Source organism: Collinsella ihumii, from assembly GCF_030385545.1.
Classification (GTDB): Bacteria; Actinomycetota; Coriobacteriia; order Coriobacteriales; family Coriobacteriaceae; genus Collinsella; species Collinsella ihumii.
On sequence record NZ_JAUEIQ010000008.1, the window covers coordinates 1 to 11,331 of the forward strand.

10 protein-coding genes are annotated in these 11,331 nt (G+C 67.1%); 9 read left to right on the forward strand and 1 reads right to left on the reverse strand.

Going from position 1 to position 11,331, the window contains the following annotated elements:
* Window positions 1-1,221, reverse strand: a complete 1,221-nt coding sequence (ilvA, locus tag QVN30_RS08260) for a threonine ammonia-lyase (RefSeq protein ID WP_066833865.1) — start codon at window positions 1,219-1,221, stop codon at window positions 1-3.
* A gap of 256 nt (window positions 1,222-1,477) precedes the next feature.
* Between ilvA and QVN30_RS08265 the strand changes: the two genes are divergently transcribed.
* The 9 genes from QVN30_RS08265 to folD all read left to right on the forward strand — a co-directional run bounded on the left by QVN30_RS08265 (window position 1,478) and on the right by folD (window position 11,153).
* Entirely contained in the window at window positions 1,478-2,290 is an 813-nt protein-coding gene (locus QVN30_RS08265; protein ID WP_289836035.1) for an ABC transporter ATP-binding protein, read from the forward strand.
* Window positions 2,291-2,487: 197 nt separating this feature from the next.
* On the forward strand, window positions 2,488-2,961 hold the full coding sequence (locus QVN30_RS08270; protein WP_066833858.1) for a universal stress protein: 474 nt from the start codon (window positions 2,488-2,490) through the stop codon (window positions 2,959-2,961).
* Between the two features lie 192 nt (window positions 2,962-3,153).
* The gene (locus QVN30_RS08275; RefSeq protein ID WP_066833855.1) at window positions 3,154-3,513 is read left to right on the forward strand and encodes a desulfoferrodoxin family protein; all 360 of its coding nucleotides are present in this window, start codon (window positions 3,154-3,156) and stop codon (window positions 3,511-3,513) included.
* Window positions 3,514-3,674: 161 nt separating this feature from the next.
* Complete coding sequence (locus tag QVN30_RS08280; protein ID WP_289836036.1) at window positions 3,675-5,657, forward strand: hypothetical protein; 1,983 nt, start codon at window positions 3,675-3,677, stop codon at window positions 5,655-5,657.
* A gap of 210 nt (window positions 5,658-5,867) precedes the next feature.
* Window positions 5,868-6,392 (forward strand): crossover junction endodeoxyribonuclease RuvC, encoded by a 525-nt coding sequence (gene ruvC, locus QVN30_RS08285; RefSeq protein ID WP_066833849.1) that lies wholly within the window; start codon window positions 5,868-5,870, stop codon window positions 6,390-6,392.
* Window positions 6,389-7,009 carry a Holliday junction branch migration protein RuvA gene (gene ruvA, locus QVN30_RS08290; protein WP_289836037.1) on the forward strand — a complete coding sequence of 207 codons (621 nt, stop codon included), beginning with the start codon at window positions 6,389-6,391 and terminating at the stop codon, window positions 7,007-7,009. Before ruvC ends, ruvA begins: the two co-directional genes overlap by 4 nt.
* Complete coding sequence (gene ruvB / locus QVN30_RS08295) at window positions 7,009-8,091, forward strand: Holliday junction branch migration DNA helicase RuvB (protein WP_204541380.1); 1,083 nt, start codon at window positions 7,009-7,011, stop codon at window positions 8,089-8,091. Before ruvA ends, ruvB begins: the two co-directional genes overlap by 1 nt.
* Before the next feature lie 109 nt (window positions 8,092-8,200).
* Window positions 8,201-9,868 carry a formate--tetrahydrofolate ligase gene (locus tag QVN30_RS08300; protein ID WP_087200459.1) on the forward strand — a complete coding sequence of 556 codons (1,668 nt, stop codon included), beginning with the start codon at window positions 8,201-8,203 and terminating at the stop codon, window positions 9,866-9,868.
* Between the two features lie 427 nt (window positions 9,869-10,295).
* On the forward strand, window positions 10,296-11,153 hold the full coding sequence (gene folD, locus QVN30_RS08305) for a bifunctional methylenetetrahydrofolate dehydrogenase/methenyltetrahydrofolate cyclohydrolase FolD (RefSeq protein WP_204570312.1): 858 nt from the start codon (window positions 10,296-10,298) through the stop codon (window positions 11,151-11,153).
* Window positions 11,154-11,331: the final 178 nt, after the last annotated feature.

Here is an 11,331-nt window from a genome sequence, read left to right on the forward strand (position 1 = left end):
CTATAGCATCGTCTGGCTGGCGTGCGGCTCGAAGCCGGCGGCGCGCAGCGCGTCGATGATCTGCTGCTTGTGCTCCGTGCCGTAGGCCTCGATGGTCACGCGCAGCTCCACCGCCGCGTTGCGGTTCGTGCTCACGAACTGGTTGTGCTCGAGCTTGATGACGTTGCCGTTCTGCTCGGCGATGGCGTTCGCCACGCGCACGAGCATGCCGGGGCGGTCGGGCAAAAGCACGCTCACCGTGAAGATGCGGTCGCGCTGGATGAGGCCGTGCTGGACGACGGAGGACATGGTGATGACGTCCATGTTGCCGCCGGACAGGATCGACACGACGCGCTTGTTCGTCGCCGGGAGGTGCTTCAGCGCGGCGACGGTGAGCAGGCCGGAGTTCTCCACGATCATCTTGTGGTTCTCGACCATGTCGAGGAACGCGACGATGAGCTCCTCGTCGGGCACCGTGATGACCTCGTCGAGGTTCTGCTCCAGATAGGGGAAGACCTCGTCGCCGACCTCGAGCACGGCGGTGCCGTCGGCGATGGTGTTCGCGCTGGGGAGCTTGACCGGACGAGAGGCCTCGAGCGCCGCGGTGAGGCTCGCGGCCCCCTCGGGCTCGACGCCGATCACGCGGATCTTGGGGTTGTAGAGCTTGGCGAACGTCGAGACGCCGCAGGCGAGGCCGCCGCCGCCCACGGGGACCAGGATGGTGTCGACGAGCGGCAGCTCCTGCACGATCTCCATGGCGATGGTGCCCTGGCCGGTGGCGACGACCGGGTCGTTGAAGGGGTGGATGAACGTGTAGCCGTGCTCCTCGGCGAGCTTGAGGGCGTGGTCGCACGCCTCGTCGTAGACGTCGCCGTGCAGCACGACCTCGGCGCCGTACTGCTTGGTGCGCTCGACCTTGATGAGCGGGGTCGTCGTCGGCATGACGACCACCGATTTGGCGCCCGCGCGGGTGGCCGCGTAGGCGACGCCCTGCGCATGGTTGCCGGCGCTCGCGGTGATGAGGCCGCGGTCGAGCTCCTCGGGCGTGAGCGTCGAGATCTTGTAGTAGGCGCCGCGGACCTTGTAGGCGCCCGTGCGCTGCATGTTCTCGGGTTTGAAGAACACGCGGTTGCCGGTCGCCTGGCTGAAGTACGGGCTCTCGACGAGCTCGGTCTTCTGGGTGACCTCCTTGACCTTGGCGGAGGCCTCCTCGAATGCGTCCAGCGTGAGCATATCGGTCATAGCGTGCGCCCCTCTTCTTAATTCCCATGGATGTGCTTTTGCGTTGTAAAGTATCACGTTCTCGGAGGCGGCGCAACGCGGGCCCGGTGCTTGGGGAACCTTTGGGGACAGTCCCTTTTTGTTCGCGACGGCGCACGTGCGCCGTCGCGAACAAAAAGGGACTGTCCCCAAAAGCTCAAATCTCGTTTCGGCTCTTTTCGCGTCGGGACGCTTGGCGTAGCATAGCCAAAACATCCGTGCGGAAATGAGGTCGACTATGGAGACGAAAGCTTGCGGGCGGGCGGGCGCCCCCTTGTTCCAGCTGCGCGATGCGCAGGTCGTGCGCGGGGGACGCACCATTTTGTCGGTCGACCGCTTCGATCTGGCCGAAGGCGAGCACGTGGCGCTGCTTGGTCCCAACGGCGCCGGCAAGTCGACGTTCATCCAGCTGCTCACGCGCGAGGTGTTCCCGCTCCATCGGGATGAGCCGCCCATGCGCTTCCGAGGCCAGGCCCGCCCGCTGCTCTCCGACATCAAGCAGGCGCTCGGCATCGTGTCCGCCACGATGCACGACCAGGTGCGCGTGCACCTGCCGGTCATCGACATCGTGTGCGGCGGCCAGTTCGGCACGCTGGGCCTGCCGCGCCACGTGGACGTGGACGACGCGGTCCGCGCCAAGGCGCTCGAGGCGCTCGATCGGCTGGGCATCGTCGACCTCTCCGAGCGCGACGTGATGACGCTGTCGACGGGCCAGGTGCGCCGCGTGCTGGTCGCCCGCGAGCTCATGAGCGACCCGAGCATCCTGATCTTCGACGAGCCCTGCACGGGCCTCGACCCCGAGGGCATGTACCACGTGCGCAACACCATGCGCCTGCTCGCCGAGGAGGGCCGCTCGGTGGTGCTCGTCACGCACTATCCCGAGGACATCATCCCCGCCATCGACCGCGTGCTGCTGATCAAGGACGCCCAGGTGTTCGCCGACGGCCCCAAGCGCGAGCTTCTGAACAGCCGGACCATGAGCGACCTGTTCGGCGTCCCGCTGGAGGTCGAGCAGCACGAGGGCTGGTACGCCCTGCGCGGCCGCTACTAGCGCGCATGGCGGCCCCGTGCAAATTCGGGGACGTACCTGCTGCGTGCATTTTTGCACGCAGCAGGTACGTCCCCGAATTTGCACGGGGCCGCTTGGGGGCCGATTTGCGCCGTTGCCGGTGCGGGCGCCGGCCGCATCCGCGGGGCGGGTATAAACGCGGGTGAGGTCCGTGTTCGTTCGCGAGGGAAGGAGCGCCTATGTTCTTCAAGAACGTGTTGGTTCCCTATGACGAGTCCGATCATGCGAGAAGCGCGCTGCATATCGCCTTCGGGATGGTGGGCGACGACCCGGATGCCACGGTCCACGTGATCTCGGTCGTGTCGTTCAACGCCGTGTCGATGCCCATGCTCGCCGGCGGCGCCTTCGACGACTCGTCCATCATGGCCAGCTCGGTGGACTACGACAGCATGATGGGCGCCATCGTCCATCGCGTGCGCGCCGACATCCAAAACGTCGTGGACGACGCCCTCGACAACGCGCAGTGCAAGATCGTGACCAACGCGAAGGTCGCGAATTCCCCGGTCGAGGGAATCGCCGAGTACGTGTCCGACCACGGCATCGACCTGGTCGTCATGGGTAGGCGCGGCCTGGGCGCCCTGCGCGGCATGCTCGGCAGCGTGAGCTTCGGCGTGCTGCGCTCGGTCGACGTTCCGGTGCTGACGGTCAAGTAGGCGCCGAGAGTCACCGATCGGTTCAATCCGCGCCACCGTGCTGCGCGGCGCGAGCGCAACGACCAGGGGTTCCTTGAGGCCGCCTTCGCCAATCCGTCCTCACTTGTGGGCAAACCGCGTCCGGTGTATGCCCGTCGTTCGCGTGGGCATAATAAGCCCGAGTGAACGAACGACGAAACGAAGGGAGCCGACATGGCTACGTTCTATAAGGATGAGAACGGCAATTTCCTGGCGAACATCAAGGGCGAGGCGGTGCCCGAGGGCTTCACCGCGCTCGAGCCCAACACGGTGGACGCCGCAACCGAGAAGCACGTCCCCTCTGTCGACCTGCAGCGCGACGGGCACATCATCCATGTGCAGATCGGCGAGGTCGAGCACCCCATGGTCGAGGAGCACTACATCGAGTGGGTGGCGCTCGAGGCCGATGACCGTCTCGAGGTCCACTATCTCAAGCCCGGCCAGACGCCGGTCACGTTCTTTGCCGGCGGCATGAAGTCCGGTACCATCTATGCGTACTGCAACCTGCATGGTCTGTGGAGCGCGAAGTTCTAAGCATGTAGCATCCCGTCGCCACCTGCGGCGGGGGATCGCCGCGTGCCGTGCAAAGAAGGGCCGTCCCGTGCGGGCGGCCCTTCGCTTATTGTCGCGCGCTCGCCTACGGGCGGGCGTCGAGCGGCTATCATGGATGCAGCGATGTGATGAGGGGATATCCGATGAAGCTTGCGTTGGCGCAGATCGATATGCGCCTTGGAGATATAGAGGGCACGTGCGCGCGGATCGCCGACCAGGCGGAGCTCGCCGCGCGCGCCGGTGCGAACCTGCTGTGCACGCCGGTCCCGCTGTTCGGCGGCATGCAGCCGACGACGCTCGTCGACTATCCCAACTACGAGAACGACCTGGTGGGCGGTCTTGTCGATGTGGCCCAGAGGGTGGAGCACCTCGGCGTCGACTGCCTGGTCCCCGCGGTGGTCGCCATCGAGCAGACCCCCTTCGTGGAGGCGTTCCTGCTGCGCGAGGGCCGCGTGCTGCCGCTGCGCACCATGTTCTCCCTGCGCACGGGAAGGTTCGATGTCGGCGTGTGGGAGCCGGCGGTCTTCGACGTTGCGGGCTCGCGCGTGGCCGCCGTCTTCGACCTGGAGCGCGACATGCCGCAGCTGCCGCGCGGATGCGACGTGGCGATCTATTTCCAGATGAGCGGCTTCAACGCCTACAACGAGGAGACCTGCGCGGTGGCGGGCGTGGCCGACGGGCACTTCACCGAGGTCGCGTCCCAAAACGGCGTGTGGCTCGCCTGCATGGCGCCGGTCGGCGCGTTCGACGAGACGGTCTACACGGGCGGGTCGTTCGTGATGGACGATTCGGGCCGCGTCGTCGCCTGCTCGCCGTGCTTCGAGGAGGATCTGCTGATCCAGGAGGTCAGCCGCGGCGTGATCGTGCCGGCGCTCGATGCGCACGAGCTGCCGCGCTTCTTTCGCGAGGAGTGGATCTGGGAGGCGCTTCGCCTGCATGTGCGCGACACGGTGCAGGCGAGCGGCCGTGCGCGCGCGGCGCTGGCGCTCGAGGGCGATCTCCCGTCGAGCCTGCTCGCCGTACTCGCCGTTGACGCGCTCGGCCCGCGCAACGTGGTCGGCGTGGCGTTCGAGCGCTCCGACGTGTTCACTCCGCAGCAGGAGGCTCTAGAGCGCGAGCGCATGGAGTGCGTCAGGCAGCTCGCCGCCAATCTGAACATCCGGCTGGTCGAGCGCTCCCAGGGCGATATCTCGCGCTGGATGGACCGCGACGTCCCCGCGCGCGACGCGGGGCGCCTGCGGATCGGCATCGACGCGCTGTACCTGGCGGACGTGGCGCACGAGATGGACGCCTGCATGCTGTCGTCGCTCACCAAGACCGACGCGGCGCTCGCGCCTGCCGCCGCGTTGAGCTCCGGCGCGTCCCTTGCCGTGGACGCCCCGTTCGGCGACGTCTACCTGACATCGCTCGAGTTCCTCGCCCGCTACCGCATGCGGGTCTCGTCGGTGCTGCCGCCTTCGGTCATCACGCTCGAGGCGGTTGCCGAGCGCATGGGGCTGATCCTTGCGCACGCGATCATGTCGTGCTGCGAGGACCCCGTCTACACGGAGCGCATGGCGCAGCTTCTGGCGACGCTCGAGCCCACGCAGATCGACGGTGCGCTCGAGGCGCATGTCGACCGCAACCGGGTGCTGGAGGAGCTTCCGCTGTACAAGACCTCGCCGGAAGGGGCCGCCATCCTGCTCATGCTGACGAGGCGGGCGGAGATGGCGCGACGCGCGCTGCCCATGATCCCGGCGGTGTCCCCGCGCTCGTTTGGCGAGCGCATCTGGCCCGCCATGCTCGGTTGGTCCGATCTGGGCCGCCATGGGGAGGAGCCCCGCACGGTGGTCGACGTCGCCCGCGAGGGCGTCAAGCACGTCGAGTCGCTCGGCGAGGCGCACAGCGAGCGGGTGCGCGGCGAGATTCTCGGCCTTCTGGGAAACCTGCTTGGCCTGTCTCCCGAGCAGCAGGAGGAGCTCATGAGCGAAGAGGGCCAGCAGCGCATGCGCGAGAACATGGAGCGCTTCGAGAGCAGCCTGCGGTCCATGCTGAGCTCCGCTTCCGACGGGCAGGTGCCCGATGCGGACGCCCAGCAGGCGTTCGGCAGCCATATCAGGCAGTACCCCTTCTTTTCCCAGAACTGATGCCGCCCCGCGAGGTGCGCCTCCCATGCAAAAGTGCAAGAAACAGGTACGTCCCCCGCATGCATTTTTGCAAGAGGGGGACGTACCTGTTTCTTGCATGCGGAGGGCATGCGGAGGGCGGGCGCGAGATGGAAAAATGTGTCCATGCGGGACCGGCTCTCATGGTATAGTAGAACAGATGTTCGAACATACACGCGTGAGGAGGTGCGCATGGTCATCTTGGGTATCGATCCCGGTCTCGCCAACACCGGCTGGGGCGTGGTCGAGGAGCGCCGCGGCGAGGTGCGCTGCCGCGCATACGGCTGCATCCAGACGTCTTCGGGCAGCGACCTGGCCGTGCGCCTTCGTCATATCGCCGACGACCTGACGGCGGTGGTGGAGCGCTACCGTCCCCAAGAGGCGGCGGTCGAGGGCGTGTACTTCGGCGCGAACGTCCGCTCGGCCATCCCGACGGCGCATGCGCGCGGCGCGGCGCTCGTCGCGATCTCGCTGTGCGGCGTCGAGGTGGGCGAGTACACGCCCATGCAGATCAAGCAGGCGGTCGTGGGCACCGGCGCTGCCGACAAGGGCCAGGTCATGTACATGGTGCGCAATCTTCTCCACCTCGACCACGACCCGCGCCCGGACCATGCCGCCGACGCCCTCGCCTGCGCCATCTGCCATGCCAACCAACGTCGAACCGCCGCCCTGAGCGGCTGGTCGTATGTCGAGAAGAGGGGAAACGGCTACTCATGATCACCCAGATTCGCGGAACGCTCATCGAGGCGACGCCGAGCGCGGCGGTCGTCGACGTCGGCGGCGTCGGGTTCGAGCTCGGGATATCCGGGACGACGGCGGCGTCTTTGCCCGCGCCGGGCGAGGAGTGCCGCCTGTTCACGCGCCTGCAGGTGCGCGAGGACGCCATGACGCTGTTCGGCTTCGCCACCAAGGAGGAGCGCACGATGTTCGAGCGGCTCGTGTCCGTCTCGAAGGTCGGTCCGCGCCTCGCGCTCGCGGTCCTGTCGAAGTTCACCGTGTCCCAGCTCTACAGCGTGGTGATGGCGGAGGACGACCAGGGCATGGCGACGGTGCCCGGCGTGGGCAAGAAGACCGCCCAGCGCCTCATCCTCGAGCTCAAGAGCGTTTTTGCCAAGGACCACGGCCTGCTGGCGGCCGATATCCCCGCAGCCGGCCAGCTGCCGCTCGCGCCCGCACCCGCGCCCTCCGCGATCGACGACGCGCGCGCCGCGCTGCTGTCCATGGGATTCAGCCCGCAGGAGGTCGACCTCGCGCTTTCCGGATATGATGGGGACGGCATGCGCGTCGAGGATCTTCTGACCGCGGCGCTGAAGCGTCTCGGAATGGATGCATGATGTGGGAAGCAGATGATTCGGTAGACCTGTGGGCCGATGCGGCGCCCCCGCACCCGTCTTCGGCAACAGGCGGGCACGAGAACGGCCGCTTCGTCACCGGGAACCTCACCACCGAGGACTTGGACGTCGAGCGCTCGCTGCGCCCGCAGCGCCTAGACGACTATTGCGGGCAGGACCATATCAAGCAGAGCCTGCGCATCCTCATCGAGGCGGCCAAGTCGCGCGGCGAATGCCTCGACCACGTGATCTTCTCGGGTCCTCCGGGCCTCGGCAAGACGACGCTCGCTGCGGTCGTCGCGAACGAGATGGGCGCGCAGATCAAGACGACATCGGGCCCCGCCATCGCCCGCACGGGGGACCTGGCGGCCATCCTCACGAACCTGCAGCCCGGCGACGTGCTGTTCATCGACGAGATCCACCGCCTGAACCGCCAGGTGGAGGAGATCCTCTATCCCGCGATGGAGGACTTCGCCCTCGACATCGTGATCGGCAAGGGGCCCGCGGCGCGATCGATCCGCCTGGACATCCCGCACTTCACGCTCGTGGGCGCGACGACGCGCTCCGGCATGCTCACCGGCCCCTTGCGCGACCGCTTCGGCATCTCGTTCCGCCTCGATTACTACTCCATCGCCGACCTCGCCGATATCGTGGTGCGCTCGGCGACCATTCTGGGCGTGGAGATCGACCACGAGTCCGCCTGCGAGATCGCGTCCCGCTCGCGCGGGACGCCGCGCCTGGCGAACCGCCTGCTCAAGCGCGTGCGCGATTACGCACAGGTGCGCGGCGGGGGGCATATCGACTATCCCATCACGCGCGAGGCGCTCTCGTTCTTCGAGATCGACGAGCTCGGTCTCGACTGGATGGACATCCGCATCCTGGAGACGCTCGTCAAGACGTTTCGCGGCCGCCCGGTCGGCCTCACCACGCTGGCGAGCGCGGTGGGCGAGGACCCCAACACGATGGAGGACGTGTACGAGCCCTATTTGCTGCAGCGCGGTTTGATCGTGAGGACGCCGCAGGGACGCGTGGCCACAGCCGTCGCGTTCGATCACTTGGGTATCGAGCCCCCTGCAGATGCGTAGGTTACTTTCGGTTTATACATTTGGCCGGTTACGGAGGAGTTCTTCGTAACCGGCCGTGTTCGTTGTATGCTAGTCGTCTGTTTTACAAGGCGCGTCAGGGAGGTCCGCCATGTTGTCAGACATCGAGATTGCACATTCCGTCAAGCCGCTTCCCATCATCGAGGTCGCTCGCGAAGCGGGCGTCGATGAGAAGTACGTCATCCCGTACGGGTTCGACAAGGCCAAAATCGACTACTCGTTGCTGAACGAGCCGACGGACCACGACGCCAAGCTGGTGCTGGTCACCGCCATCAACCCCACCCCTGCGGGCGAGGGAAAGACCACCACGACGATCGGCCTGGCCGACGGCCTGCGCCGTCGCGGCGTCAAGAGCGCGGTGGCGCTGCGCGAGCCGTCACTCGGCCCGGTGTTCGGCGTCAAGGGAGGCGCGGCGGGCGGCGGCTACGCCCAGGTCATCCCCATGGAGGACATCAACCTGCACTTCACGGGCGACTTCCACGCCATCGGCGCCGCCAACAACCTGCTCGCGGCGATGCTCGACAATCACATCCAGCAGGGCAACGCCCTCGGCATCGATCCCAAGCGCATCACCTGGAAGCGCGCCGTGGACATGAACGACCGCCAGCTGCGCCATATCGTGGACGGCCTCGGCGGGCGCGCCCAGGGCGTGCCCCGCGAGGACGGCTTCGACATCACCGTCGCCTCCGAGATCATGGCCATCCTGTGCCTGTCCACCTCCATCACCGACCTCAAGAACCGTCTGGGCGAGATCGTGGTGGGCTACGCCTACGACGGGCGCCCGGTGCGCGCCTCCGAGCTCAAGGCCCAGGGCGCCATGGCGGCCCTGCTCAAAGACGCGCTTAAGCCCAACCTCGTGCAGACGCTCGAGCACACGCCAGCTTTCGTGCACGGCGGCCCGTTCGCCAACATCGCGCACGGCTGCAACTCCATCATGGCCACCCGCATGGCCATGCGCTTCGGCGACATCGCCATCACCGAGGCGGGCTTCGGCGCCGATTTGGGCGCGGAGAAGTTCCTCGACATCAAGTGCCGCATGACCGGGCTTTCCCCCGACGCCGTGGTGATCGTCGCCACCGCCCGCGCGCTCAAGTACAACGGCGGCGTGGCCAAGGCCGACCTCAACGAGGAGAACCTCGAGGCCCTGCGCGCCGGCCTGCCCAACCTGCTGCGCCACGTCGACAATATCCAGAGCGTCTACGGCCTGCCGTGTGTCGTGGCCATCAACCGCTTCCCGTCCGACACCGAGGCCGAGCTCGCCCTCATCGAGGAGGAGTGCAAGAAACTCGGCGTCAACGTCAAGCTCTCCGAGGTCTGGGCGAAGGGCGGCGAAGGCGCGCTCGAGCTCGCCGACGAGGTCATGCGCCTGGTCGAGCAGCCGAACGAGTTCCGCTTCTCCTACGAGGACGGCACGGACATCGCCGATGCGATCGAGGCCGTGGCGACCAAGGTCTACCGCGCCGACGGCGTCGACTTCACGCCCGCTGCCAAGCGCCAGCTCGCCCAGCTGCGTGAGAACGGCTTCGGCAACCTGCCCGTCTGCATCGCCAAGACCCAGTACTCCTTCACCGATCAGGACAAGGTTCTCGGTGCGCCGGAGGGCTTCCGCATCACGGTGCGCGAGCTCAAGGTGTCCGCCGGCGCGCACTTCGTGGTCGCGCTGACCGGACAGGTGCTCACCATGCCGGGCTTGCCGAAGGTCCCGGCGGCCGAGAACATCGACGTCGACGAGAACGGCGTCATCTCCGGCCTGTTCTAGGCGATAAGCCTCCGATCGCTGGATATGCGGCCCGGGCGGTTGAGCTGCCCGGGCCGTTTGCGTTGCGGGCGAGCCGTGGCAAGAGGGCGCGTCAAATCGAAACATGCGCGACGCCGAGGGCGGTCGCGCCCGTTTCGTAGTAGGCTAGGGAAACGCTGACCAATTCATTCCGCATCGGTCGGCCCCGTGGCGGGCGCCTGCGCGCCCAGGCTGCGTCGGCGCAGCTCCACTGCGCCTTCCTCGCCTTCGCCCGCATTCGCCTCGCCACGGAACCGACCGCCGCGAAAGCAATTGATCAGCGTTTCCCTAGGGAACCACCGATCAATCCATTCCGCTCCGGTCGGCCCCGTGTCGTGAGCCGCGAACGCGGTCGATCGGTAGCTCCCTTGGGAAACGGTTTCCAGAACACAGATGAAAGGAACGGTCCGTGGCGACGATTATCGATGGAAAGGCGTTGGCGGCGAAGGTGCGCGAGCGCGCAGCGGCGGAGGTTGCCGAGCTCGGCGGTCGCGGCATCTCGTGCGGGCTTGCCGTGGTGCTCGTGGGCGACGACCAGGCTTCGGCCACCTACGTGCGCTCCAAGCTGCGCGATTGCGAGCAGTGCGGCATCCGCTCCTTTGACTACAAGCTGCCTGCCGAGACGTCGCAAGAGGAGCTCATGGAGCTTATCGGGCGCCTGAACGCCGATGAGGACGTCACGGGCATCCTCGTCCAGATGCCGCTGCCGGCGCACCTCGATACCGAGCGGGTCGTGGCGGCCATCGACCCGAACAAGGACGTCGACGGCTTCCATCCCATGAACATGGGCCGGCTCGTGCGCGGCCTCGAGGGCCTGCGCCCCTGCACCCCGGCGGGCATCATGGAGATGCTCGACGAGTACGAGATCGATCCGGCGGGCAAAAACGCGGTGATCGTCGGCCGCTCGTCGATCGTCGGCAAGCCGATGGCCTTCATGCTGCTCGCCCGCAACGCGACGATCTCGGTCGCGCATTCCCGCACCGATCCGCACGAGCTCGCGCGCATCTGCCAGAGCGCCGACATCCTCGTGGCGGCCTGCGGCGTGCCCAAGATGATCAAGGGGCCGTGGGTGAAACCGGGTGCGACGGTCATCGACGTGGGCATGGACCGCGATGAGGCGGGAAAGCTCTGCGGCGACGTCGACTTCGACTCGGCCGAGCTCGTGGCCGGCGCCATCACGCCGGTGCCCGGCGGCGTGGGCCCCATGACGCGCGCGATGCTGATGAGCAACGTGGTGCTTGCCGCGAAGCTGCAGCACGGGCTGTAGGGGCTCGTGCACCTCGTTCGTGACAACAAGACGGAGCCATTGTCACGTCAGGAAGCCGAGGTGCCCTCTATGCGCGGAAGCCGGCCGGCGTGACGACGACTCCGCCTCGCTGTCGCGCCGCGTGTCCGGGCGAGGCGTTACACTAGTGCGGACGGCAAACCGATGGCCGGCGCATCCC

What these genes read in the sequence shown, in the direction of transcription:
- QVN30_RS08300 (WP_087200459.1), top strand. Translation starts at nt 8,201, where the DNA reads ATGTTGTCAGACATCGAGATTGCACATTCCGTCAAGCCGCTTCCCATC.
- ruvB (WP_204541380.1), top strand. Translation starts at nt 7,009, where the DNA reads ATGTGGGAAGCAGATGATTCGGTAGACCTGTGGGCCGATGCGGCGCCC.
- ilvA (WP_066833865.1), bottom strand. Translation starts at nt 1,221, where the DNA reads ATGACCGATATGCTCACGCTGGACGCATTCGAGGAGGCCTCCGCCAAG.
- ruvA (WP_289836037.1), top strand. Translation starts at nt 6,389, where the DNA reads ATGATCACCCAGATTCGCGGAACGCTCATCGAGGCGACGCCGAGCGCG.
- QVN30_RS08280 (WP_289836036.1), top strand. Translation starts at nt 3,675, where the DNA reads ATGAAGCTTGCGTTGGCGCAGATCGATATGCGCCTTGGAGATATAGAG.
- ruvC (WP_066833849.1), top strand. Translation starts at nt 5,868, where the DNA reads ATGGTCATCTTGGGTATCGATCCCGGTCTCGCCAACACCGGCTGGGGC.
- QVN30_RS08275 (WP_066833855.1), top strand. Translation starts at nt 3,154, where the DNA reads ATGGCTACGTTCTATAAGGATGAGAACGGCAATTTCCTGGCGAACATC.
- QVN30_RS08270 (WP_066833858.1), top strand. Translation starts at nt 2,488, where the DNA reads ATGTTCTTCAAGAACGTGTTGGTTCCCTATGACGAGTCCGATCATGCG.
- QVN30_RS08265 (WP_289836035.1), top strand. Translation starts at nt 1,478, where the DNA reads ATGGAGACGAAAGCTTGCGGGCGGGCGGGCGCCCCCTTGTTCCAGCTG.